Source organism: Micromonospora sp. NPDC004704 (genome assembly GCF_053601675.1).
Genome location: NZ_JBSGCD010000022.1, coordinates 100,382 through 123,116, shown reverse-complemented (window position 1 = coordinate 123,116; position 22,735 = coordinate 100,382). Strand labels below are relative to the sequence as shown.

General features: G+C 70.6%; 24 protein-coding genes. 7 read left to right on the top strand and 17 right to left on the bottom strand.

Going from position 1 to position 22,735, the window contains the following annotated elements; translation table 11 throughout:
- Positions 1 to 115: 115 nt before the first annotated feature.
- Entirely contained in the window at positions 116 to 1,144 is a 1,029-nt protein-coding gene (locus ACWEFB_RS26175; protein WP_326562610.1) for a 4-hydroxy-3-methylbut-2-enyl diphosphate reductase, read from the bottom strand.
- A gap of 155 nt (positions 1,145 to 1,299) precedes the next feature.
- Here ACWEFB_RS26175 and xseA point away from each other — a divergent pair, with 155 nt between their 5' ends.
- Positions 1,300 to 2,520: an exodeoxyribonuclease VII large subunit gene (gene xseA / locus ACWEFB_RS26170; RefSeq protein ID WP_452289486.1), complete on the top strand. Its 1,221-nt coding sequence runs from the start codon at positions 1,300 to 1,302 to the stop codon at positions 2,518 to 2,520.
- A gap of 86 nt (positions 2,521 to 2,606) precedes the next feature.
- On the top strand, positions 2,607 to 2,846 hold the full coding sequence (locus tag ACWEFB_RS26165) for an exodeoxyribonuclease VII small subunit (RefSeq protein WP_326562608.1): 240 nt from the start codon (positions 2,607 to 2,609) through the stop codon (positions 2,844 to 2,846).
- Positions 2,847 to 2,915: 69 nt separating this feature from the next.
- Here ACWEFB_RS26165 and ACWEFB_RS26160 read toward each other — a convergent pair whose 3' ends face one another.
- From ACWEFB_RS26160 to ACWEFB_RS26125, 8 genes are all read right to left on the bottom strand, one after another.
- The gene (locus ACWEFB_RS26160; protein ID WP_452289484.1) at positions 2,916 to 3,716 is read right to left on the bottom strand and encodes a hypothetical protein; all 801 of its coding nucleotides are present in this window, start codon (positions 3,714 to 3,716) and stop codon (positions 2,916 to 2,918) included.
- Positions 3,717 to 3,850: 134 nt separating this feature from the next.
- A complete protein-coding gene (locus ACWEFB_RS26155; RefSeq protein WP_452289482.1) occupies positions 3,851 to 4,258 on the bottom strand; it encodes an AtzH-like domain-containing protein in 408 nt (135 codons plus the stop codon).
- A 92-nt stretch (positions 4,259 to 4,350) separates the two neighbouring features.
- Complete coding sequence (locus ACWEFB_RS26150) at positions 4,351 to 5,982, bottom strand: regulator (protein ID WP_452289480.1); 1,632 nt, start codon at positions 5,980 to 5,982, stop codon at positions 4,351 to 4,353.
- Positions 5,983 to 5,994: 12 nt separating this feature from the next.
- Positions 5,995 to 6,681, bottom strand: coding sequence for a cysteine hydrolase family protein (locus ACWEFB_RS26145; RefSeq protein WP_452289478.1), 687 nt, complete (start codon positions 6,679 to 6,681; stop codon positions 5,995 to 5,997).
- A gap of 33 nt (positions 6,682 to 6,714) precedes the next feature.
- Entirely contained in the window at positions 6,715 to 7,404 is a 690-nt protein-coding gene (gene biuH / locus ACWEFB_RS26140) for a biuret amidohydrolase (RefSeq protein WP_326562603.1), read from the bottom strand.
- Complete coding sequence (gene atzF / locus ACWEFB_RS26135; protein ID WP_452289475.1) at positions 7,401 to 9,257, bottom strand: allophanate hydrolase; 1,857 nt, start codon at positions 9,255 to 9,257, stop codon at positions 7,401 to 7,403. The genes biuH and atzF overlap by 4 nt, the downstream gene beginning before the upstream one ends.
- A 141-nt stretch (positions 9,258 to 9,398) precedes the next feature.
- Positions 9,399 to 10,064: a GntR family transcriptional regulator gene (locus tag ACWEFB_RS26130; RefSeq protein ID WP_452289473.1), complete on the bottom strand. Its 666-nt coding sequence runs from the start codon at positions 10,062 to 10,064 to the stop codon at positions 9,399 to 9,401.
- Between the two features lie 67 nt (positions 10,065 to 10,131).
- The gene (locus tag ACWEFB_RS26125; RefSeq protein ID WP_452289471.1) at positions 10,132 to 10,809 is read right to left on the bottom strand and encodes a DUF4245 domain-containing protein; all 678 of its coding nucleotides are present in this window, start codon (positions 10,807 to 10,809) and stop codon (positions 10,132 to 10,134) included.
- 158 nt (positions 10,810 to 10,967) lie between these two features.
- On the opposite strand from ACWEFB_RS26125, the gene glpX reads away from it, so the two are divergent.
- The gene (glpX, locus tag ACWEFB_RS26120) at positions 10,968 to 11,999 is read left to right on the top strand and encodes a class II fructose-bisphosphatase (RefSeq protein ID WP_363602496.1); all 1,032 of its coding nucleotides are present in this window, start codon (positions 10,968 to 10,970) and stop codon (positions 11,997 to 11,999) included.
- Positions 11,996 to 12,985 (top strand): DMT family transporter, encoded by a 990-nt coding sequence (locus tag ACWEFB_RS26115; RefSeq protein WP_452289469.1) that lies wholly within the window; start codon positions 11,996 to 11,998, stop codon positions 12,983 to 12,985. The genes glpX and ACWEFB_RS26115 overlap by 4 nt, the downstream gene beginning before the upstream one ends.
- A gap of 37 nt (positions 12,986 to 13,022) precedes the next feature.
- On the opposite strand, the gene ACWEFB_RS26110 is transcribed toward ACWEFB_RS26115, so the two are convergent.
- The 6 genes from ACWEFB_RS26110 to ACWEFB_RS26085 all read right to left on the bottom strand — a co-directional run bounded on the left by ACWEFB_RS26110 (position 13,023) and on the right by ACWEFB_RS26085 (position 18,525).
- The gene (locus ACWEFB_RS26110) at positions 13,023 to 13,991 is read right to left on the bottom strand and encodes an NAD(P)/FAD-dependent oxidoreductase (RefSeq protein ID WP_326562597.1); all 969 of its coding nucleotides are present in this window, start codon (positions 13,989 to 13,991) and stop codon (positions 13,023 to 13,025) included.
- Between the two features lie 135 nt (positions 13,992 to 14,126).
- Complete coding sequence (locus ACWEFB_RS26105) at positions 14,127 to 14,777, bottom strand: rhomboid family intramembrane serine protease (RefSeq protein ID WP_326562596.1); 651 nt, start codon at positions 14,775 to 14,777, stop codon at positions 14,127 to 14,129.
- A 165-nt stretch (positions 14,778 to 14,942) separates the two neighbouring features.
- Positions 14,943 to 15,617, bottom strand: coding sequence for an aggregation-promoting factor C-terminal-like domain-containing protein (locus ACWEFB_RS26100; protein WP_452289466.1), 675 nt, complete (start codon positions 15,615 to 15,617; stop codon positions 14,943 to 14,945).
- Between the two features lie 286 nt (positions 15,618 to 15,903).
- Positions 15,904 to 17,316 (bottom strand): PhoH family protein, encoded by a 1,413-nt coding sequence (locus ACWEFB_RS26095; protein ID WP_326562594.1) that lies wholly within the window; start codon positions 17,314 to 17,316, stop codon positions 15,904 to 15,906.
- A 497-nt stretch (positions 17,317 to 17,813) separates the two neighbouring features.
- Positions 17,814 to 18,149, bottom strand: a complete 336-nt coding sequence (locus tag ACWEFB_RS26090; RefSeq protein WP_452289463.1) for a hypothetical protein — start codon at positions 18,147 to 18,149, stop codon at positions 17,814 to 17,816.
- A gap of 31 nt (positions 18,150 to 18,180) precedes the next feature.
- Positions 18,181 to 18,525 carry a hypothetical protein gene (locus tag ACWEFB_RS26085; RefSeq protein ID WP_326562592.1) on the bottom strand — a complete coding sequence of 115 codons (345 nt, stop codon included), beginning with the start codon at positions 18,523 to 18,525 and terminating at the stop codon, positions 18,181 to 18,183.
- Between the two features lie 264 nt (positions 18,526 to 18,789).
- On the opposite strand from ACWEFB_RS26085, the gene ACWEFB_RS26080 reads away from it, so the two are divergent.
- The 3 genes from ACWEFB_RS26080 (at position 18,790) to otsB (ending at position 20,635) form a co-directional block, all read left to right on the top strand.
- The gene (locus tag ACWEFB_RS26080) at positions 18,790 to 19,230 is read left to right on the top strand and encodes an XRE family transcriptional regulator (protein WP_452289461.1); all 441 of its coding nucleotides are present in this window, start codon (positions 18,790 to 18,792) and stop codon (positions 19,228 to 19,230) included.
- Positions 19,231 to 19,391: 161 nt separating this feature from the next.
- Positions 19,392 to 19,757, top strand: a complete 366-nt coding sequence (locus ACWEFB_RS26075) for a hypothetical protein (protein ID WP_326562590.1) — start codon at positions 19,392 to 19,394, stop codon at positions 19,755 to 19,757.
- Positions 19,758 to 19,810: 53 nt separating this feature from the next.
- Positions 19,811 to 20,635 carry a trehalose-phosphatase gene (gene otsB / locus ACWEFB_RS26070; protein WP_326562589.1) on the top strand — a complete coding sequence of 275 codons (825 nt, stop codon included), beginning with the start codon at positions 19,811 to 19,813 and terminating at the stop codon, positions 20,633 to 20,635.
- A 116-nt stretch (positions 20,636 to 20,751) separates the two neighbouring features.
- Here otsB and ACWEFB_RS26065 read toward each other — a convergent pair whose 3' ends face one another.
- Positions 20,752 to 21,522 carry an isoprenyl transferase gene (locus tag ACWEFB_RS26065; RefSeq protein ID WP_326562588.1) on the bottom strand — a complete coding sequence of 257 codons (771 nt, stop codon included), beginning with the start codon at positions 21,520 to 21,522 and terminating at the stop codon, positions 20,752 to 20,754.
- Positions 21,523 to 21,567: 45 nt separating this feature from the next.
- A complete protein-coding gene (locus ACWEFB_RS26060) occupies positions 21,568 to 22,692 on the bottom strand; it encodes an NAD(P)/FAD-dependent oxidoreductase (RefSeq protein WP_452289506.1) in 1,125 nt (374 codons plus the stop codon).
- Positions 22,693 to 22,735: the final 43 nt, after the last annotated feature.

Here is a 22,735-nt window from a genome sequence, read left to right as displayed (position 1 = left end):
CGCTGCCGGATCCCGGCCCGTTCCACCACAGCGGTGACCCGATCCGCACCCCGTTGTCGGCGGGGCGCGGTACGGTCCGCGTGGTGTGCTCGTCGGCCGGCACCGCGTACCCCGGTCAGCCGTTGCCGGCGCTGGCGGCGAGCGCGGCGGCTTCGACGGACCGGGCCGCGGCGGCGGCCTTCATGTCCCGCTTCAGCTCCTGCGGCAGGGAGAAGGTGAGCCGCTCGTCGGCGGTGGTCACCTCGGCCACGTCGGTGAAGCCACGCTCGGCGAGGTGGTCCAGCACCTGCATGACCAGCTCGTCCGGGACGCTGGCACCCGAGGTCAGCCCGACCGTGGTGGCGCCGGTCAACCACTCGTCGGAGATCTCCGAGGCGTAGTCGACCAGGTAGCCCGCACGAGCACCGGCGTCGACGGCCACCTCGACCAGGCGGACCGAGTTGGACGAATTGGGCGAACCGACCACGATCACCACGTCGCAGTCCGCCGCGATCTGCTTGACCACGTGCTGCCGGTTGGAGGTGGCGTAGCAGATGTCGTCGCTCGGCGGCGACTGCAGCAGCGGCAGCCGCTGCTTGAGCCGGGCCACCGTCTCCAGCGTCTCGTCCACCGACAGCGTGGTCTGGGACAGCCAGACCACCTTCGACGGGTCCCGTACGGTCACCTGGTCGGCGCCGTCCGGCCCGTCGACGAGTTGGATGTGCGCGGGAGCCTCGCCGGCCGTACCGACGACCTCCTCGTGGCCCTCGTGGCCGATCAGCAGGATGTCGTAGTCCTCGGCGGCGAACCGACGGGCCTCGTGGTGCACCTTGGTGACCAGTGGGCAGGTCGCGTCGATCGCCCGCAGTGAGCGCTGCTTCGCCTGCTCGTAGACCTCCGGGGCGACCCCGTGCGCGGAGAAGATCACGGTCGCCCCCTCGGGCACCTCGTCGTTCTCCTCGACGAAGATCGCGCCCTGCCGCTCCAGGGTCGAGACCACGTGCTTGTTGTGCACGATCTGCTTGCGTACGTAGATCGGCGCGCCGTAGAGCTTGAGTGCCTCCTCCACGGTCTGCACCGCCCGGTCGACGCCGGCACAGTAGCCGCGCGGCTTGGCCAGCAACACACGCTTGCGGGTCTGGGGAGTCGCCTCAGCCTCGATCACAGGGGTCAGTCTACGTGCCGATCCGGGCCGGGGCAGCGGGCCGCCGCAGCACCGCACACCGGGGGCACCCGGCCGCTGTGACCGGGGACGCGCCGATGGCCGGACACGGGGCGGGCCGGGCCGGCGCTCGGGCGGGCCGGCCGTAGGCTGACCGGATGACCGAGGCCGGCGCTGGACGCAGCACCCCCGAAGAGCCGTGGCCGGTACGGGTGGTCAGCCAGAAGGTGAGTGCCTGGATCGCCAAATTGGGCTGGGTCTGGGTCGACGGACAGATCGCCCAGATCAGCCGTCGTCCCGGCGCCGCCACCGTCTTCCTCACCCTGCGTGACCCCTCGGCCGACCTCAGCCTCACCGTCACCGCCAGCCGGGACGTGCTCGACACCGGGGCCCCCGAGCTCGCCGAGGGCGCCCGGGTGATCCTGCACGCGAAACCGGAGTTCTACGCCGGACGCGGCACGCTGAGCCTGCGGGCCGACGAAATCCGCCAGGTGGGGCTCGGCGAACTGCTGGCCCGGCTGGAGAAGCTGAAGAAGCTGCTCGCCGCCGAGGGCCTCTTCGACCGCGCCCGCAAGCGACGCCTGCCGTTCCTGCCGAACCGGATCGGGTTGATCACCGGACGGGCCTCGGCGGCCGAGCGGGACGTCCTGCTCAACACCCAGCGCCGGTGGCCGGCGGTGGACTTCCGGACCATCAACGTGGCGGTCCAGGGGCCGACCGCCGTACCGCAGATCATCGACGCGCTGCGCGTACTGGACGCGGACGAGAGCGTGGACGTGATCGTGCTGGCCCGGGGCGGGGGCGGGGTGGAGGATCTGCTCCCCTTCTCCGACGAGGCGCTGTGCCGGGCGGTCTTCGGGTGCCGTACGCCGGTGGTCAGCGCGATCGGGCACGAGAGCGACGCCCCGCTGGTCGACTACGTCGCCGACCTGCGCGCCTCCACACCGACCGACGCCGCCAAGCGGATCGTCCCCGACCTGGCCGAGGAGCAGCGGCTGATCGGGCAGGCCCGGCACCGGCTGGACCGGGCCGTACGCGGTCTGCTGGACCGGGAGTCGCACCGGCTCGACGGGCTCCGGTCCCGACCGGTGCTGGCCCGACCGGAGGTCATGATCGACCAGCGCGCGGCCGATCTCGGTGCCCTGCGCGACCGGGCCGGTCGGTGCCTGGACCACCGGATCGGCACCGCGACCGGGGACCTGCGCCAGACCGTGGCGCGGCTGCGCGCTCTCTCCCCGGCGGCGACCCTGGAGCGCGGGTACGCCATCGTGCAGCGCGCCGACAACCAGGTCGTACGCGCCTCGGATGAGGTGGCCGACGGTGACCGGCTCCGGATCCGCCTCGCCGAGGGTGAGCTCTCCGCGACCGTGAACGGCTGACGGGTGATCTTCCGACGTGACCTGCCGTGCCTTCGACGTGACCTGCCGTGCCTTCGACGTGACCTGCCGTGCCGAGATGGGAAATCATGACTGACGAGAAGAAGCGGACCGCCGCCCCGGACGAGAAGCTCAGTTACGAGCAGGCCCGGGCCGAGTTGGCGTCGGTGGTGGAGCGGCTGGAGACCGGCGGGACCTCGCTGGAGGAGTCGTTGGCGCTCTGGGAGCGCGGCGAGCGGCTGGCCGAGGTCTGCCAGCGCTGGCTGGACGGCGCCCGGGACCGGATCGACGCCGCCCGCCGGGCCCGGGAGGGCAACGCCACCGCCTGACCCCCCGAGCCGGGTACGCGATGGGGACGGCACGTGGCCGTCCCCATCGGGTCAGTACCGGGTGCAGACCTACTTGAACAGGTCGTACACCGAGGCCGGCGTCTCGACGACCTCGGCGGCCGGCGGTGCCGTCGGCGCGGTAGCCGTACCGTAGTCGGAGTAGGTGACCTGAAGATCCTGTGCCGCGTTCTGGCCGACCGCCGGCACCTTGATGGTCAACTGGACGAGCCGGCCCTGCTGGTCGACCTTTGCCTCGAAGGGCAGCTTGGTTGCCTGCGCGCCGAGGTTCTCGATGACCGACTGCTCGGCCAGCCGCGAGTCGGTCGCCTTGGTCAGGTCGATGTTGCCGGTGAACAGGTCGGCGCCGGTCTTCTGTACGTCAACCACGGCCTGGGTGAGCTGGGCGGCACCGGCGGGGTCGACGTCCTGGAAGTCGAAGTCCAGCGCCGCGATCCCCTTGATCTTGGTCTTGTCGAGGTGGTGGTACTTGCCGGTGGCAAGCTGACCCAACCCGGGCACGCTCTCCAGCCCGGCACCCTTGATCTTGATCCAGCTGTCCGACCCGACGTAGATCATGTCCATCGCCAGGGCGGAACTGCCGGCGTCGCCGGTGGTCAGCTGCACCCGGGCGCTGTTGCTGGGCAGGTGCACCACACCCTCGCCGGCCAGGCTGTCGCCCTTCATGGCGAAGCTGAAGTTGCCCTTGGCGATCTCCAGGGTGGAGGCGAGCAGGGCCTGCTTGGGATCGGTGGAGGTGGCCGGGCTCTGCGAGGCGGCGGTCTTGACGCCCCCCGGCTCGCACGCGGCGAGCCCGGGGACGAACAGAACCGCGCCGACGAGAACGATGACGCTCGAGCGCCGAATTCTCACGTGGGGATCCCCTTCGAGATGTCTCGGCGTCGGTACGCCGCTGGCTGAACGCCGTAGCCTAACGCCTGGACATCTTTGCCGCAGAAACCCTTAATTGTTACATAAACCTAGCTCAGGTCTGCCATAAATTTCCCTCACGGCACCACCGTCGACTGCGGTTCGGAGACGTGCGCGCCGACGATCCGCCAACCGACCGGCAGGCGTACCCAGGTCTGGGACTGGCGTCCGGTCGCGTCGCCGTCGGCGTACCCGAAGAGGGTGGTGACCACGGCGAAGTCGGCACCGAACGTGGTGACCCGGGTCCCCCGCAGCCACCGGCCCGGCGGCAGCGGCGGCTGGACCGCCCGCCACGCCCGCTGCTCCTCGAAGCCGTCCTGACGGTCGGCGATGCCGAACCGTACCGTCTGCGGCGCATCCCAGAAGTACCCGACGATCCGCTCCGGATCGCCCGCCACCAACGCCTCCTCGTACGCGACGAAGGCCGCCATCACCTCGGCCACCACCTCACCCCGATCCACCGCCACCCCTACATCCACCTCCACAACCCCTCCTCCCTCTCTCCTCTCCCCACCCCAACCGCTGCGCGATCTAGGGCAAATGGGGGTCGATGGTGATCAACAAGCACGTATTTGCCCTAGATCGACGAGGCGGGGGCGGGGGCGGGGGCGGGGGCGGGGGCGGGAACGGGGGCGGGTTCCGGGGTGGGCGGGGAGTCGAGATCCTGTTCGTCGGGGTCGGGTACGCGCGGGGGGATCTTCGCGAGGGCGAAGGCGGCGCAGATCAGTGCGACGAAGAGGTAACCGAGGGCGACCTGACCGTTCGCGTTCCACTCGATCTGCGGGCCGTGGATCAGCCCGATGAAGGAGAGGACCGCTCCCACCCCGGCCGTGATCGTCGCCTGCCAGAAGCGTTTGTCGATGATGAACGCGACCAGTGCGCCCAGCACCAGCCCGGCGAGGATGGCACCCTGACCGAGCACCAGCAGCCCGTCGTACACCACTCCGGCACCGGCCAGCGCGGCATCGCCGACCTCGGCGGCGCTCGTACCGGCCGCGGCCAGGGCGTTGTCCATCTGACCGGTCGCCCACGCCGCGATGTTCGGGATCAGCGCCGCGACCACCGCCGCCGCGTGGGCCCGAGGAGTCGCCTGGAACGCCTGCGCCCCGATCAGCAGTCCGATGTAGAGCAGGATCGGTACGATCGCCGCGGTCGGGAAAATGGTGGACAACAGGCCGAACATGCCCAGGAAGCAGAGGAGCGCGATGACCACGCCGGTGGCCATCGAATAGCCGCTCCGGCCACCGGCCGCCTTCCAGCCGGGGTGCCCGACGTAGACCGCGGGCGGGAACGGGGAGCCGAGCGCCGCCCCGACCACCGCACCCGCACCGTCGGCGAGCAGCACGCTGCGCAGGTTGTAGTTGTCACCGGCGGTGGCCGCGCTCTCCACGTTCGTCATGCCCTCGGTGAAGTTGTAGACCCCGAGCGGGATGGCGGTGGCGAGCAGGGGCGCCATGTCGGTGAGCCCGTCGACCAGCAACCCGAACTCGAACGACGGTACGGCGAACGCGATGTCCCGCGCCGCCGCGCTCACGTCCGGCACCGACATCGCCCCACCGATCCAGCCGATGGCCGTACCGAGCAGCAGGGCGGCCAGGCCGATCGGGATGTTGCCGGGGAGTTTGACGTCGGTGAGCAGTCCGATCAACAGCAACGCCAGCACCGGCAGGGCGATCCAGGCCATCCGCCACATCTGACCGGCCGGGTTCATCGAGATGAAGGTGATGGAGATGCCGGCGAGGGTGCCGAGCAGTGCGGCGCGCGGCGCGTACCGGCGGATGTACGGGCCGACGAACGCGCCGATGAGCACGATCACGCCGATGATGAACGCCCAGGCGACACCGGCCTGCCAGGCCTGCCGGGGGTCCTGCGTACGCAGGTAGATCGGCAACATGATCACGAAGATGACGATGAACATGTGCGGCACGCTCGGCCCGTACGGCAGCGCGGTGACGTCGGTCCGGTTCTCCCGGCGGGCCAGCCGGCGGGCGAGCAGCGTGTAGTAGACGTTGCCGGCGACCAGGGCGATGCCCAGCGCGGGCAGGATGGTGCCGAACACGTCACCGGAGCCGAGTTTGATCACTCCGAGGCAGAGCCCGGTCAACGTGAGTACGTTGACCAGGACGTTGACGCCGAAGCCGAAGAAGGCGTTGGTGTCGCCGCGGACCCAGTACGGCAGCGGGGCGGCGGACGACTCGATCTTGACCATGACTGCTCCCGGTCAGGAGGATTGCAACACGGACGTGGTGTGCAGTGCGTGGCGCAGGTCGGCGGAGTCCCCGACCCAGCCGAAGATCCCGCCCTGGGCGGCGATCATGTCGAGCCCGATCCGCTGGAACTCGGGGAAGTAGGACCCGACGCAGTCGGCGAGCACGAGGCACTCGTACCCCCGGTCGTTGGCTTCCCGGACCGTGGTGTGTACGCAGACCTCGGTCGTCACCCCGGTCACCAGCAGGCTGCGGATCCCCCGCTCGGCGAGCAGGGATTCGAGTTCGGTGGCGTAGAAGGCGCCCTTGCCCGGCTTGTCGATCACCGGCTCACCGGCGACCGGCTTCAGCTCGTCGATGATGTCGTGGCCGTACTCGCCCCGGATCAGGATTCGCCCGTTCGGGCCGGGGTCACCGATCCGTTTGCTCGGGGCGCCCCGGTGCAGCTTCGCCGGTGGGCAGTCGGACAGGTCGGGCCGGTGGCCCTCGCGGGTGTGGATGACGGTCAGACCGGCCGCGCGTACGGCGGTCAGCAGCGCGGCCAGCGGGGCGATGGTGCGCCGGAGTTCGGCGACGTCGTTCCCGAGGCTCTCGCCGAAGCCGCCGGGCTCCAGGAAGTCGCGCTGCATGTCGATCACCAGCAGCGCGGTGGTCGCGGGGTCGAAGGTGTACGGGGAAGGGCGCGCGTCGACGCTGCGCATGACCACTCCTCAACGACTCAGGGGGGTGCCGGATCAGGTCGTGGTGGCGTTGATGACGTCGTCGGCGGTGGCGACGGCACCGAAGACGCCGCCCTGCATGGTCACCATGTGCAGCGCGGCGGCGTGGTTGGTCGGGTCGGTGGCCCCGGTGCAGTCGGCGAGGATGAGGCACTCGTAGCCCCGGTCGTTGGCCTCCCGCATCGTGGTGTGCACACACACGTCGGTGGTGATGCCGGTGAGGATCAGGTGGGTGATGCCCCGCGTACGCAGCACCAGGTCGAGGTTGGTGGCGTAGAACGCGCCCTTGCCGGGCTTGTCGACCACGACCTCCCCCGGTGCCGGTGCGACCTCGGGCACGATCTCCCAGCCCGGCTCGCCCCGTACCAGGATCCGGCCGCGCGGGCCGGGAGCACCGATCTCCGCGCCGATCTGCGCGGACCGCCACCGCTTGTTGGCCGGCAGGTCGGACAGGTCCGGGTCGTGCCCCTCCCGGGTGTGCACGACCAGCATCCCGAGCGCCCGGACGTGGGCGAGCAGTCGGGCGGTGGCCGGCAGACCGGCCCTGGTCAACCCGATGTCGTAACCCATGCTGTCGACGTAGCCGCCCGGCCCGCAGAAGTCGGTCTGCCAGTCGATGCAGAGCAGTGCGGTGCGCTCGACCGGAGCCGAACCGTCGTACGGCCAGAGGTACGGGTCGGCCTTGACCGGCCCTATCCGCGTCATGTGGTCCTCCCTGTTGTCGTCGATGCCACGGTCCGGCGGTACGCCCGCCAGCCGCCGGTCGCGCTGATGTCCTCGGTTCCGGCGCCGGTGGCGTAGGACTCGCAGAGGAAGCCGAGGACCTCGCGCCCGTCGGCGAGCCGGAGCCGGCCCAGCCCGAGCGGGGCGGGTACGCCGTCCAGCAGACCGCCGAGGGCGGTCGCGGGCAGTCGCCAGAGCTCCACCTCGATCGACACCCCGGTGCCGGAGTGCCCGGTGGTGCTCACCCGGACCAGACCCGGCAGCCCGGTCCCGTCCGGCGTGGGCAGGCGGTAGAGCCGGTAGAGCGGAGCCGTGTACGCCGTACCCGCCAGCACCGCTCCGCGTTCGACCAGTTCACCGTTGTGCGACTCACCGGTCAGGTGCCGACCGACCACGGCGACCAGCAGCGCGGGTTCGTCGATCCGCCCCGGCGTGACCGCGCTCCCGTTGGCGGGTGGCGCCGGAGCGACGGCCGGCGCCGGCCGGTCCGGTGCGGTGATCGCGGCGGCGAGCCGGGCGAGCGTGGTGTCGCTGAACGCCGGCCCGATCAGGGTGAGGCTGGCCGGGCGGCCGTCGTCGGTGAAGCCGTTCGGGATGGTCACCGCGGCCAGATCGAGCAGGTTGACGAACTGGGTGTAGCGGCCGAGCACCAGGTTGCGGGCGATCGGCTCCTCGGCGATCTCCGCGAGGGTGAACGTGGTCCCGATGGTCGGCAGCACCAGCACGTCGACCCGCTCCCAGAGCCGGTCGGTCCAGGCCCGGAGTTCCTGCAACCGGTGCAGCGCGCGGAAGGTGTCGACCGCGTCGAACCGCCGGCCGCTCTCCAGGACGGTACGGGTGACCGGCAGCAGCGCGTCCGGACGTGCCCGGAGGAAACCGTCGAGGGTGGCGAGCCGTTCGGCGACCCAGGGGCCCTGGTAGAGCAGGTCACCGGCTTCGAGCAGCGGCACCGGGTCAATCGGGGACGTGCCCGCCACCGCTCGGGTCAGGCCGGCGAGGCTGTGTGCGTACCGGTCGGCCTGGCCGTGGTCGCCGAAGAAGTCGAGTTGTGCCACGGGCGGGAGACCGAGCCGGAGCGTCGCCGGGTCGCGCGGCTCGGCCAGGTGCGCCGGCAGCGGCCGGCTCCACGGGTCGTCGGCGTCGACGCCACGGGCGACCTCCAGGACGGTCACCGCGTCGGTCACCTCGGCGGTGAAGACGGAGACGCAGTCCAGCGAGCGGCACGCCGGCACCACGCCGGACGTACTGAGCAGTCCTCGGGTCGGTTTGAGGCCGACGATGCCGTTGAGGGCGGCCGGCACCCGACCGGAGCCGGCGGTGTCCGTACCCAGGGCGAAGGTGACCGAGCCGGCGGCGACCGCGACGGCCGAACCGGAGCTGGAGCCGCCGGCGACGAGACCGCCGCCGAAGACGCTCTCGACCCTGCCGTACGGCGACCGCGATCCGGTCAGCCCGGTGGCGAACTGGTCGAGGTTGGTCTTGCCGACCAGGATCGCGCCCGCGTCGAGCAGTCGCCGGACCACCGGGGCGGTCCGCTCGGGCAGGTACGCGAACTCGGGACAGCCGGCGGTGGTGGGCAGCCCCGCGACGTCGATGTTGTCCTTGACCGCGAACGGCACCCCGTACAGCGGGAGCCGGTCCATCCGGTCCCTCATCCGGTGCAGGTCGGCTGCGCGGGCCCGCAGCTCGGCCGGCGGCAGCGTGCTGATCCAGACGTTCCGGTCGTCCTCGCGGGCCAACTCCGTCAGAACCTGTTCCACCGTGTCGACGGTGGTCCGCCGCCCACCGGTGTACGCCTGCCGGAGGTCGGTCAGCGGGGATGTCGGGGCTGCCATACGGTCGATTGTCGACAGTTTCTGTTTCCACCAACGGCGGCGAAGGTAACGACAATGTGTCGCGAATCACTCCTGCCCGGCCACCGGTTCGGTTCGCCGCCGCCGGGCTCCGGCCACCAGCGGGAGCCCGCCGGACCCGGATCAGTCGAGGTACGAACGGCCCCCGTGCGCGCCCAGCTCGGCGATCACCGCTGCCGGCTCCCCCGCCGCGACCGCCTTGAGTAGCCGCTCGTGCCGGCGTACGGCGTCCGACGGCTGTGCGTTCTCGGACTCCCGGCGCAGGTTGACCGCCATGTAGAGCTGCAACCGGACCAGGATCGACTCGTAGATCACGGTGAGCTGGCGGTTGCCGGCGAGCGCGACCACCGCCACGTGGAACGCCCGGTGCGCCTCCGCCACCCCCAACCGGTCCTCGGACGCGGTCGCCGCGCGCATCCGCTCGATGGCGTCCCGCAACCCGCTCAGGTCACTGTCCTGCGCCACCGGCAACGCGGACTCCACCGCGTGCCGCTCCAGCACGTCCCGTACGGCGTACAGCTCGGCCACGTCCCGGTCGGAGAGGGTGGCGACCCTGGCGCCCCGGCGCGGTACGTGCTCGACCAGCCCCTGCTGGGCCAGCAGCCGCAGCGCCTCCCGCAACGGTGCCCGGCTGATCCCCAGCCGCCGGGTCAGCTGCTCCTCGACCAGGCGCTGGCCGGGATCACTCTTGCCGCTCAGGATCTCGCGGCTCAGCCGCAGCACGGCCAGTTCCACCAGGCTGAAGCTTTCCAGCTCACCATCCACCGGCGATGCGGCCACGTCGCTCACCCTGATGAGTGTGCCATTCCCGGCCCGATCCGCCCCCGACCCGGTTTTCCGACACCGGCGCCGCTCGCTAGCGCAGTGATCCGGCGAGATCGCGCAGTTCGCTCTCCCGGGCCGAACCGACCACGATCACCGTTCGTCCCGGCTCCATCAGCACCAGGGCCCGCTCGCCCGCCCGAGCCGTGTACGTCAGCCAGCTACGCCCGGCGACGTCGGCCGGGCCCTGCGGCTGCCCCTGGTCGGTCAGCTCCGCCGGCAGCAACCGCTCCGCCGGTACGTTGCTCTGCACGAGCTGGACGCCGCCGCCGTCCGGGCTCAGGTAGCCCAGCCGCAGGGTCACGGCGCCCTCGGGCCGCTGGAGGGTCGCGGTGATGCTGCGCCATCCGTCGGCGAGCCCGGCCGGCTCGCTGACCGGGAACGCGTTGATCGACCGGGCCTGGGCGACGGTCGGTGACGGGTCGATCTCGGCCGCCTGGTCCCCACCGAGGAAGACCCGGTAGAACCCGATCAGCAACGCGATCGGGATCAGGAGCACGAGCAGCGAGATCGCCATGTCCTTCGGCGAGCGCTCGGAACGGGTGGCGGCCGCCACAACCTCTTCCGTGGCGGCGTCGTCCGGATCGGCCCGATACTGGTCACTCGGAGTGCGGTCACTTGACCCGAGCCCGCCCGGCGCGCGGTCACTCTGGGTACGGTCGGTCGGGGTGCCGTCGAACGAGTCACGGTCGGTAGGCGCAGCGGAGTCCACGTACCCATCTTGGCAGCCGCTCCGGCCGCCGCGACCCGGACCACCCGCGCCCCGAACCTGATCAACGTTCGGAACCATGCCAGGATCTATGACATGGCCGGCGGCAGGCTCGGCCTTCCGCCGGTTCACCCCGCACCGTCGCGAGGAGGAGCCCCGCCATGACCGTCACCAGGACTCGAATCCCCCAGGACCTGGACCGCAACCTTGCCCTGGACCTGGTCCGGGTGACCGAGGCCGCGGCCATGGCCGCCGGCCGCTGGGTCGGCCGCGGCGACAAGGAGGGCGGCGACGGCGCGGCCGTCGACGCCATGCGGAAGCTGATCAACTCGATCCCGATGCGCGGGGTGGTGGTGATCGGTGAGGGCGAAAAGGACAACGCGCCCATGTTGTTCAACGGCGAGGTGGTCGGCGACGGGACCGGTCCCGAGGTCGACGTGGCGGTCGACCCGGTGGACGGCACCACGCTGATGAGCAAGGGCATGCCGAACGCCCTGGCCGTACTCGCGGTGGCCGAGCGGGGCGCCATGTTCGACCCGAGCGCCGTCTTCTACATGGAGAAGATCGCCGTCGGCCCGGCGTACGCCGACGTGATCGACATCAACGCCGGGGTGGCCGACAACCTGCGCCGGATCGCCGAGATCAAGGACACCGAGGTGTCCGACGTCACTGTCTGCGTACTCGACCGGCCCCGGCACGACGGGCTGATCCGGGAGATCCGGCGGGTCGGCGCGGGCATCCGGTTCATCTCCGACGGCGACATCGCCGGTGCCATCGCCGCCGCCCGGGGCGAGTCCGGGGTCGACGTCCTGATGGGCATCGGCGGCACCCCGGAGGGCATCACCGCCGCCTGCGCCCTCAAGTGCATGGGCGGGGCGATGCAGGCCAAGCTCTGGCCCCGCGACGAGGAGGAGCGGGCGAAGGCCCTGGCCGCCGGGCACGACCTCGACCGGGTGCTGTTCACCGACGACCTCGTCACCGGGGACAACTGCTTCTTCGTCGCTACCGGGGTCACCTCCGGCGACCTGCTGCGCGGGGTCAGCTACCGCTCCGGTGGGGCGTACACGCAGTCGATCGTGATGCGGTCCAAGAGCGGCACGATCCGCGTGATCGACTCCTACCACCGGCTGGAGAAGCTCAACCTCTACTCGGCCGTCGACTACGACGGCCGTCCACTGGCCGAGCAGGAATGAGCCTGCTCGAGACGCGTACCGTCGCACAACCAGCCCCCAACACCCGCCGCCGGGCGGGCGCCGTCGGACTCGCCGTCGTCTCCGGCGGCGCGGTCGCCGTGCAGTCCCGGATCAACGGCGAACTCGGCGTACGGCTGCACGACGGCATCGCCGCCGCCGTGGTCTCGTTCGGCCTGGGGCTGATCGCGCTCGTCCTGCTGGTCTTCGGCAGTCGCGCCGGACGCCGCCACCTCGGGGTGTTCCGCTCCGCCCTGCGCGACGGCTCGCTGCGCCCGTGGCAGTGCCTCGGCGGTGCCTGCGGCGCGTTCATGGTGGCCAACCAGGGACTGACCGTCGGCCGGCTCGGGGTGGCGATCTTCACCGTCGCCGTGGTCGCCGGCCAGTCGGCGAGCAGTCTGGTGGTCGACCGGGCCGGAATCGGGCCGGCGGGGCGGCAACTGGTCACCCCGGCCCGGCTGGCCGGTGCGGCGCTCACCGTACCGGCGGTGTTCCTCGCGGTCGGTGACCGCCCGGACGACCCGGCCGGGCTGGTCCTGGCCCTGCTGCCGCTCCTCGCCGGGCTCGGCCTGGCCTGGCAGCAGGCGGTCAACGGCCGGGTACGGGCCGCCTCCGGCAGCGTCCTGACCGCGACGTTCGTCAACTTCGCGGTCGGCGCGGCGGCCCTCCTGGCCGCCTTCGCGGTCAGCCTCCTGTTCCGTGGCTGGCCGTCCGGCTCGCTGCCCACCGAGCCGTGGCTGTATCTCGGCGGCCCGATCGGGATCCTGTTCATCGCGATCGCCGCCGCCCTGGTCCGGTTCACCGGGGTGCTGCTGCTCAGCCTGGCGACGATCGCGGGGCAGGTGGTCGGCGCGGTCCTGATCGACCTCGCCGCACCCGGCGACGCCGCCCGACCGGGACCGTTCACCCTGCTCGGAGCGGCCCTCACCCTGGTCGCGGTGGTCGTCGCCGGCCGCCGTAACAAGGCCGCACGGAAGAGCTCCTCCTGACCCGAGGGGCGGCAGAGGAGTGGCCGGGGCGGCGGTGTCAGCCTGCGTCGGAGGAGTGGCCGGGGAAGAGGTGGGCGGCCGGGTCGATCACCACGGCGGCGTTGTTGACCGCGGTGGCCGCCTCGCCGAACCCGGTGGCGATCAGCCGGACCTTGCCCGGATATTCGGTGATGTCACCGGCGGCGAAGACCCTCGGCAGGTTGGTCAGCATGGTGCTGTCGACCAGGATGTGCCGCTTGTCGAGCGCCAGCCCCCACTCGGCCAGCGGACCGAGGTCGGCGGTGAAGCCGAGCGCGGCGACCACGGTGTTCACCGGCACCGTTTCCGCGACCCCGCCCTTGACGACGATGTCCGCGCCGGTGACCGTGCCGTCGCCGTGGATCCTGGTCACCTCGGCGTTGACCACGATCCGGACCGGGAGCTTGCGTACCCGGTCCACGGTCGCGGCGTGCGCCCGGAACTTCTCCCGCCGGTGCACCAGGGTGACCGACGCGGCCAGTGGCGCCAGTGCCTGAGCCCAGTCGAAGGCCGAGTCCCCGCCACCGATGATCAGCACGTCGTGGCCGGCCAGGTCGGCCAGGTGCGGTACGAAGAAGACGATGCCGCCGCCGACGAAGCTGTCCGCCGCCGGCAGTGGGCGGGGGGTGAAGCTGCCCAGCCCGCCGGTGATCAGCACCGACCCGCAGTGCAGCACGGTGCCGTCGCTCAGGCTCAGCACCGGCCGGTCCGCCTGGTACGAGAGCTTCTCCGCCCGTACGCCGAGCAGGTACTCGGGATCGAACGCGGCGGCCTGGACCACCAGGTTCGACACCAGGTCCCGACCCTTGATCGACGGGAACCCCGCGACGTCGTAGATGACCTTCTCCGGGTACATCGCGGTGACCTGACCACCGGGCTCGGGCAACGCGTCGATCAGCGCGACGGAAAGGCCCCGGAAGCCGGCATAGTAGGCGGCGAAGAGGCCGGTCGGACCGGCCCCGATTATGGCGACATCGACCTCGCGCATGTGCTCACCGTCGCCTTCCGCCTACGGATCAACATCTGCTGATTTCGACCGTAGGCGGACGGATGAGGACTAGGCAAGACACTCCCACGGCCAATGTGTCCGGCGGCGGCACGCCGAGGCGGGGCGGAACTCCGGTCAGGGGTAGCTCAGCGTCGACTCGGAGGAGTAGGCGTCCCGTTGCGGGCGACGCCGGAACAGGATCGCCGCCACCAGTCCGCCGATCAGCCCGAACAGGTGCCCCTGCCAGGAGATCGGCTCGTCGGTCGGCAGTACGCCGAACAGCTGCCCGCCGTAGAGGAGCCCGACCAGCAGGACCACCGCGAAGTTCCACCAGCTCCGCTCGACGATGCCGCGCATGAGCAGCAGTCCCAGGTAGCCGAAGATGATCCCGCTGGCACCCACCACGATCGAGTTCGCGGAGCCGGTGAACCACACCCCCAGCCCGCTGACGAACATGATCACCAGGGTGGAGTAGAGGAACCGGCGGGCTCCGGCGGCGAGCACGAACGTACCGAGCAGGATCAGCGGCACGCTGTTGCTGTAGAGGTGGTTGAAGCCGTGGTGCAGGAACGGTGCGAAGAACACGCCGTCGAGGCCGTCGATCCGGTGCGGGATGATCCCGGCCGTGGCGTCCAGTCCCGCGCCCAGCCAGTAGTCGATCCCCTCTATCGCGAAGAGCACCGGGACGACCGCGCACATGGCCACGAACGCCTTGCCCAGGGAGGCGTAGAAGGCGTCGGTGCCGAACCGGTACGGGTCTCCGCCGCTACGGGAATCGAATGTCACCCTCAAGTAGCTATCAGCTATCGCCGACAACCGCCACCCGACTCGGCACGACCGGCACCGCTCCCACCGGCCAGCCCGTGGCGAATCTCCCGGTCCGCCCCGAAACAGACGGAAGGGTACGGGCCCTCGCCCGTACCCTTCGACGTCGCTGCGGTTCGTCCGTGCTCAGTAGTAGCCCTTGCTCTGGAAGAACGACCACGCCCCACAGGGCGTCTTGTACCGACTCTTGACGTAGCCCAGCCCCCACTTGATCTGGGTGGCGGCGCTGTTCTGCCAGTCCGCACCGGCGCTGCTCATCTTGCTGCCGGGCTTGGCCTGCGGGATGCCGTACGCCCCCGAGGGGTTGCTCGCCTTGGGGTTCCAGCCGCTCTCCTTGGTCCAGAGCTTCTCCAGGCAGGGCATCTCGGCCAGCGGGAACCCGGCCTCCAGCATCAGCGCGCAGCCGACCGCGCGGTTGCCGCTGTACTCGTTGCACGAGTCCGGGATCGGGCCGTCGTACGGCTTGACCGGTGCGTTGGCCGCCTTGGCTTCCCGCTTCTTCCGGTCGGCCGCCGCGTCGGCCTTGCGCGCCCGCTCGGCGGCTGCCTTCGCGGTTTCGGCGGCCTTGCGGGTGGCTTCCCGCTCGGCGGCCAACTGGGCCGCCATCGCCTGCTTGTGCGCGGCGTTGCGCTCACGCAACAGGTCGAACTCCGCGCGCTCGGCGTCGGCGATGAGTTGGGCGTTGATGCCGACCTGCTGGGTTTCCCGGTCCTGGCCCAGGAAATATCCGCCGGTGACGCCCACCACCAGCAGTGAGACCGCGAGTGTCCGGACGCCGAAGCGGCTCCACAGCCGACTCACGAAGTGATCCCTTCGTCGGGGACAAGGACTGGCGCGAGCCGACCCGGAGGCCGGCACGTACGCACCGCGAGCACCCAGATCACGGGGATCTCCGGACCGGACGACTCGTGATCATCCGTACCGTTTGCCCCTGGGATACCGATCTTTACCGATGTCCCTGGGACAGGAGTTGCTCGAAGCACACCATCGCGCACAGTGAGTCGGCTGGGAAACCAACAACCATGATTGTGACCTGGACCACTCAAAAATCGCCCTAAACCAGGTCAAAGGCCCCAGTACGTTCCCGTTACAACGGGATGTCCTCCAACAGATCGGTGACAACCTCCGCGATCGGGGACCGTTCCGACCGGGTCAGCGTGACGTGCGCGAAGAGCGGGTGCCCCTTGAGCGCCTCGATCACCGCGGTGACCCCGTCGTGCCGGCCGACCCGGAGGTTGTCGCGCTGGGCGACGTCGTGGGTGAGCACCACCCTGGACCCCTGACCCACCCGCGACAGGACGGTGAGCAGGACCCCACGCTCCAGCGACTGCGCCTCGTCCACGATGACGAAAGCGTCGTGCAGGCTCCGGCCCCGGATGTGGGTCAGCGGGAGCACCTCGAGCATCCCGCGGGCGAGCACCTCGTCCATCACGTTGTCGTGCACCACGGCGCCGAGGGTGTCGAAGACCGCCTGGGCCCACGGCGACATCTTCTCCGACTCCGACCCCGGCAGGTAGCCCAACTCCTGGCCACCGACCGCGTAGAGCGGGCGGAACACGATCACCTTCTTGTGTCGGCGCCGCTCCATCACCGCCTCCAGCCCGGCGCAGAGCGCCAGCGCGGACTTGCCGGTGCCGGCCCGGCCGCCGAGCGAGATGATCCCGATCGACTCGTCGAGCAACAGGTCCAGGGCGATCCGCTGCTCCGCCGAGCGCCCGCGCAACCCGAACGCCTCCCGGTCGCCGCGAACCAGCCGTACGGTCTTGTCCGGTGCGGTACGGCCGAGCGCCGAGCCCCGGGGCGAGTGCAGCACCAGACCGGTGTGACACGGCATCCCGGCCGCCTCGTCCAGGTCCAGCGGCTCACCCGCGTACAGCTGGTTTATCTGCTCTTCCCCCAGCTCCAGCTCGGCCATGCCGGTCCAGGTCGGGTCGCTGGCCTGGCCGTGCCGGTACTCGTCGGCGGTCAGGCCGACCGAGGCGGCCTTGACCCGCAGCGGCATGTCCTTGCTGACCAGGATGACCTCGCGGCCCTCGGCGGCGAGGTTGAGCGCGACCGAGAGGATCCGGGTGTCGTTGGACTCGTTGCGGAAACCGGGCGGCAGCACCGAATCGTCGGCGTGGTTCAGCTCGACCCGCAGCGTGCCACCGGCGTCGTTGGTCGGCACCGGCTGGTCCAGCCGGCCGTGCTTGATTCGCAGTTCGTCGAGCATGCGCAGGGCCTGGCGGGCGAACCAGCCCAGCTCCGGATGGTGTCGTTTCCCCTCCAACTCGGAGATCACCACGAGCGGAAGAACGACCTCGTGCTCGGCGAACCGGTGAAACGCTGCCGGGTCGGAGAGCAACACCGAGGTGTCCAGAACGTAGGCACGGCCGGTTGGTGCGGGCTCCAGACCGGCGGCCGGGGCCGTGGTGGCCCTCCGTCCGCCCTTTGCACGGCCGGTCGCGGGAGTCGCGCCCGGGTCCTGGTCGGCCCTGGAGTTGGTACGGCGAGTCGTCACAGGCTGCTCCGGCGGGCGTGCACCCGGTCCACCCGCGTTCCGCCTCGTCCGGTGCCCGGAACCACGGGGTCGGATGCGGGCCCCATGGATCAGTACTCAGAGTCCGGGCCGGCCGGCTGGCGTGGGAGGACCCCTCGCCATGCCTAGACGCTAGCTGTCGGACGCCGACGCGGCTAGGGCATACGGAATGCATCTCGCCATAGCCCGCGCGCCCCCGTCCGCGCCGGTGACAGCCGCGCGTCCACGCCGGTAACAGCAGGTGAGCACGGTCGGGACCGAATACGTCGACCGGCCCGCCCGCCGGTGGAACCCGCCGGGCCGGGAGTCAGCTCGACCCCCGGCCCGGCGGTACGGAGACCGGCCGGGATGCATGCCCCCTGCGCGCACCCCGGCCGGTGGGATCACCGTCACCGGTCTGACGTGATCCCGACGGTGCGTGTCCGCCGCGGACGACGCACCGTGATCGCGAGTGACCGCTCACCCCACCGCGCCACCGGCTAAGCGTTCCGGCCGGCGTACGCGTCGGTGGAGTGCCGTCCGCCGTTGGTTGCGGTCCCCGCGAAGGAAGAACCCGTGTACGTCGTGCCCTGGTCCCCTGCGGCGGGGTCCGGAGCGGCTGCGGTACCGGCCGGTGGGCCGGCCAGTACCGAGGCGATGGCGGCCTGGGCTTCCCGCCGACGGCGGTTCCAGGCCCCCCGGTCACCGTCGAAGTAGCCCTGGCGGTAACCGAACCGGTAGCCGATCCGGTAACTGAGCTGGCCGTGCAGTCGCCCTGCGGCGTAACTGGACGAGCCAAGCAGGAGTACGAGGAAAACCGCGAAGAAGGGGCTCATCGGGCCACCCCGGCCGGTACGTGTCGCCCGTTCATGAGTCCTCCGACTCGGTCGGGGTGGGATCGGCGATGAGCAGCCGATCGAGATCGTCCGTACTCACCTCTTCGACCAGCTCGACACTGATCCGGCAGCCGTCGAGCACGATCTCGGCCACCGAGGCCCGACGGATCTCCCCGCCCGCGTCGTAGACCCGCACACTCAACTCGGGGCAGCCCAGGTGCGTACGCCACGAGTTCCACTCGGCCCGGTCGCCGACGTTCAGCGACAGGTAACGACAACCACGGGCCAGATAGAGGCGCCACGGGGCACTGAGCCCGGCGGCCACCCCGTCGGCGATCAACCCGAATGCCTGGGCACGGGTTGCGAGTTCGGTCACCGAATCCCTCCTGTCACGAGGAAGTGACCCACGTGAGCACAGATGGTCTCAAGCACGTGACACACGTTAGATCGTCCCACGTACGTGACAGTATCATCTTTTCGTCTGATTACCCCCAGACCTGCGTACCACTAGTCTGACCACGTGATACCCCTCAACACGAGCACCAAGTCGTTTACCGGGATCCCCACCCAAGTGTCACGTGCACGGCACGAAAGCACACCGCCCCCGGCAGAATCCGACGACTGGCCGTACCGTCACCGCGTGCCGGACAGTGCCCACGGGCGCAAGATCGCCTTCGCCGCCTTCGTACGCAAGGCCCTCGACGACGCCCGCGCCACCCGGGCGTGGTCGGGCACGGAGGTCTCCCGCCGTACCGGCGTCTCCCGCCAGACCATCAACCGGTGGGTACGCGGCGAGTGGGCCAGCGACCCGGAGGCCGAACGCGTCGTCGCGTTCTGTGAAGGACTCGGCATCCCGCCGACCACCGCCTTCGGGGTGCTCGGCTGGGACCGGGCCACCTCCGGACGACCCGCCCCGAGCGCTCCGCCGATGGATCCGGACGTCGAGGCGCTGCTCCGCCGACTGGTAGATCCAAATGTCTCCGAGGCGGAGAAATTTCACATCAGAGAGACAATCAGATATCTGGCTTACCGGCCCACCTTGCCAGGAGATGTCCAAAAAGGGGGTAAGCGAGCAGGCTAGTTCCTCAAATGGCGCAAGAATCAACATGCGTCTCAGGCGTACCGCACCAGCACCTGAACACGCGCGCTAACGTGCCTTTTCGTACTGCTTGGGCTCGTCGTCGGCGGGGGGACGGGACAAAGCCGAACCCAGCCCTGCGGGACAGAAGGAGGGGTCTAGCCATGACCCTGAAATGGATGGCAGTCATGGTCGCGGCGGTGTCAGTGACACTGTGCGTGACCGCCAACGTCGTGCTCGGCACGGTCAACGGCGCGGAACTTCCGGTTGTGGTGAACATGATCGCTCTCACCGCCACCGGGGTCGCGACCGTTCTTGCCGTCGTCGCCGATCTGCACGAACGACTCAACGAGCGGGTCACCGCGCTCACCGAATTCCTCATTGCCCGCCTGAACGAGCTCGACAGCCACGCGGGCGACCGCAACACCGGGTTCGTCGAGGGCTACCTGCTCAGCCACCCCGACCCGTCGGTAGTGCCGATCGGGCCACGGATGCACAGCCGACGGGCCATGCTCGGAGGCGACGACTGAAGGTTCAGCTGGACTCCATCTAAGACCGTAACGACCGGGGTACGCTGACGCCCGTGCGGCCGATCAACACGGGCAATCAGCGCCCGACCCGTCCCCTGACTGCGGAACAGGCCTGGCAGGCCACCACCGGCCGGGCCGAGCAGTGCGTGCTCTTCTTCGACTTCGACGGCACGCTCGCCCCGGTCCAGGACGACCCGACCGCGGTCCAGCCTGCGCCGAAGGTCCTCGCGGCCCTCGACGCCCTGGCCGGTGCGGTCCAGCGGGTGGCGATCGTCTCGGCCCGCCCGGTCGAGTTCCTCCGCGACCACTTCAACGGGCTGACCGAGGTCGACCTCTACGGCCTCTACGGGCTGGAACACAGCCACGGCTCCGGCGAGACGGTGACCGAGCCGACCGCGCTGCCCTGGGTGCCGACCATGGCCGAGCTGGCCCAGCAGGCCCGCGACGAACTACCCGGCGGCACCCTGGTCGAGTACAAGCGGCTCTCCGTCGCCCTGCACTACCGCACCGCGCCGCAACTCGGCCCGGCCATCGAGTCCTGGGGCCGGGAGCAGGCCGAACGCCGTGGGCTGCGGGTGCAGGTCGGGCGGATGGTCATCGAGATCAAGCCGCCGGTCGACCGGGACAAGGGCATGGTCATCGGCGAAGCCGTGCAGGGCGCCGGGTGTGCCTGGTACTTCGGCGACGACGTCTCGGACATCAAGGCGTTCGCCGCGCTGCGCGCCCGCGAGGAGACCCACCCCGACTTCTTCGGCGTCTGTGTCGCGGTCGCCAACCCGGAAACCGGCGAAGAGGTCGCCACCGCCGCGGACCTCACCATCGACTCCCCCGAAGCCCTCGGCGACTTCCTCACCGAAGCCGTAAACCGCTTCAACTGACCCCTCCCCTCCCCACGTGGCTCCGTGGCCCCTCTTGTAGAGAAAGAGTGGCTATCCCGGCGCGGTTTCGCACTCTTTCACTACAAGAGCGGACCGAGGGTGGGGTGCGGGGTGGGTTAGACGCCGTAGCGGCGTTGGCGGCTGGCGTACGAGCGCAGGGCGCGGAGGAAGTCGACGTGGCGGAAGTCGGGCCAGTTCGCGTCGCAGAAGTAGAACTCGGAGTGCGCCGACTGCCAGAGCAGGAAGCCGGACAGGCGCTGCTCCCCGCTGGTGCGGATAACCAGGTCCGGATCGGGCTGACCACGGGTGTAGAGGTGCTCGGCGATGTGTTCCACGTCGAGGACCTCGGCGAGTTCCTCGATCGTCCCACCGGCGGCGGCGTGTTCGTAGAGCAGTGACCGTACGGCGTCGGCGATCTCACGGCGGCCGCCGTACCCGACGGCGATGTTCACCTGGGCGCCACCGGCCCGTTCCCGGGTACGTTCCTCGGCGGCCTTCAGCGCGGTGGCGGTCTGTGCCGGTAACAGGTCCAGTGCGCCGACCATCCGTAGCCGCCAGGGGTTGCCCTCCTCGGCGAGTTCGACGACCAGGTCCTCGATGATCTGGAGCAGCGGGTCCAGCTCGCTCGCCGGCCGGCGCAGGTTGTCGGTGGCGAGCAGGTAGAGCGTGACGTGCCCGATGTCGGCCTGGTCGCACCATTCCAGGACATGTTTGATCTTGGCGGCACCCACCCGGTGGCCGTCGTTCGGGTCGACGTAGCCCATCTCGCGGGCCCATCTTCGGTTGCCGTCGCACATCACGCCAACGTGCTGGGGCACGGGCTTACCGGCCAGCTTCGCCGCCAACCGCCGTTCGTACGCTGAGTAGACCAGGTCCCGCAGAGTCATCCCCTGCAGACTAACGACCTAAATCCTGGGGCGAGCCGGGGGCGCCTATCCGAGGGCGGCGAGTCCGCGTCCGATCTTCCGCATGGTGCGCAGGTCGAGCAGCCCGTCACCGAGCCCCAGCTCGACCATGACCCCGAAGACCCGCCGGTCACGCTCCGCCGCCCGGATGGCCGCGTCGACCACCACCCGGTGCCGGGCCAGCCGCGCGACCGCCGAGCTGTGCCGCAGGTGCCGGCCGAGCCGGCGACGCAGCGCGTGGGCGTACCGGTCGGCGGCGTGGCGCGGGGAACGGGCCGCGGCCGTACCGGCGAGGGCGCCGGAGAGGACGGCGTAGAAGATCCCCTCCCCGGTGAACGGATTGATCAGGGAGAGCGCGTCACCGGCGAGCACGATCCGGCCCCGGCCGGGCGCCGGTCGGCGGGTGGACAGCGGCAGGTGGTGGGCGCGCAGGTCGGTCACGGAGTCGGGGGCCAGGTCGGGCAGGAGGGTGTGCAGACCGTCGATCAGGCGGGATCGGCTGACCGGGGTGCCGCGCAGGACCTCCCCGTACCCGACGTTGGCCCGGCCGTCGCCGATCGGGAACGACCAGGCGTAGGCCGGCCACCCGGGGCCCGAGGTGATGATCTGCTGTTCGAACGGCCCGTTACCGGCTGGGGCGTAGCCCCGGATGGCGATGGCGAGATGGCCGTCGGGGTTGTTGCCGTGTCCGAGCGCCCGGCGGACCACCGAGCCGGCGCCGTCGGCGCCGACCACGGCCCGCGCGGCCAGCATCCGGTCCAGCACCACCCGGTCGGGCCGGGTTTCGATCCGGCGTACGGTGTGCCGCCGCAGTTCCGCACCGGCGGCTACCGCGGCGGCGACCAGACGGGCGTCGAAGACCCGCCGGGGGACCGTGTACGCGGGCCGGGGCAGCGGTCGGGCGACCTGGCCCCCACCCGGTGCCACCAAACGCAGCGCCGGGACCTCCGCGAAGCCGTCAACCGCGTCCCGGACCCCCAGTTCGGCCAGTACGTCCAGGGTGTGTGCGGCGATTCCGTCCCCGCACGCCTTGTCCCGGGGGAAGTCGGAGCGGTCAAGCAGGAGGACGCTCGCACCGGCCCGGCAGGCGGCCAGCGCGGCGCTCGCACCGGCCGGGCCGGCACCGACAACGGCGACGTCGTAACAGTCCATGGTCACCGGGTCGGTCCGGCGGTCCGTGCGTACCCGATCGGGC

Excerpts from the sequence above, each read along its gene's own strand:
- ACWEFB_RS26165 (WP_326562608.1), top strand. The coding sequence starts at position 2,607 with ATGACTGACGAGAAGAAGCGGACCGCCGCCCCGGACGAGAAGCTCAGT.
- biuH (WP_326562603.1), bottom strand. The coding sequence starts at position 7,404 with ATGACGCGGATAGGGCCGGTCAAGGCCGACCCGTACCTCTGGCCGTAC.
- ACWEFB_RS26110 (WP_326562597.1), bottom strand. The coding sequence starts at position 13,991 with ATGCGCGAGGTCGATGTCGCCATAATCGGGGCCGGTCCGACCGGCCTC.
- ACWEFB_RS26115 (WP_452289469.1), top strand. The coding sequence starts at position 11,996 with ATGAGCCTGCTCGAGACGCGTACCGTCGCACAACCAGCCCCCAACACC.
- ACWEFB_RS26090 (WP_452289463.1), bottom strand. The coding sequence starts at position 18,149 with ATGAGCCCCTTCTTCGCGGTTTTCCTCGTACTCCTGCTTGGCTCGTCC.
- ACWEFB_RS26075 (WP_326562590.1), top strand. The coding sequence starts at position 19,392 with ATGACCCTGAAATGGATGGCAGTCATGGTCGCGGCGGTGTCAGTGACA.
- ACWEFB_RS26150 (WP_452289480.1), bottom strand. The coding sequence starts at position 5,982 with ATGGTCAAGATCGAGTCGTCCGCCGCCCCGCTGCCGTACTGGGTCCGC.
- ACWEFB_RS26065 (WP_326562588.1), bottom strand. The coding sequence starts at position 21,522 with ATGACTCTGCGGGACCTGGTCTACTCAGCGTACGAACGGCGGTTGGCG.
- ACWEFB_RS26145 (WP_452289478.1), bottom strand. The coding sequence starts at position 6,681 with ATGCGCAGCGTCGACGCGCGCCCTTCCCCGTACACCTTCGACCCCGCG.
- atzF (WP_452289475.1), bottom strand. The coding sequence starts at position 9,257 with ATGGCAGCCCCGACATCCCCGCTGACCGACCTCCGGCAGGCGTACACC.
- xseA (WP_452289486.1), top strand. The coding sequence starts at position 1,300 with ATGACCGAGGCCGGCGCTGGACGCAGCACCCCCGAAGAGCCGTGGCCG.
- glpX (WP_363602496.1), top strand. The coding sequence starts at position 10,968 with ATGACCGTCACCAGGACTCGAATCCCCCAGGACCTGGACCGCAACCTT.
- ACWEFB_RS26060 (WP_452289506.1), bottom strand. The coding sequence starts at position 22,692 with ATGGACTGTTACGACGTCGCCGTTGTCGGTGCCGGCCCGGCCGGTGCG.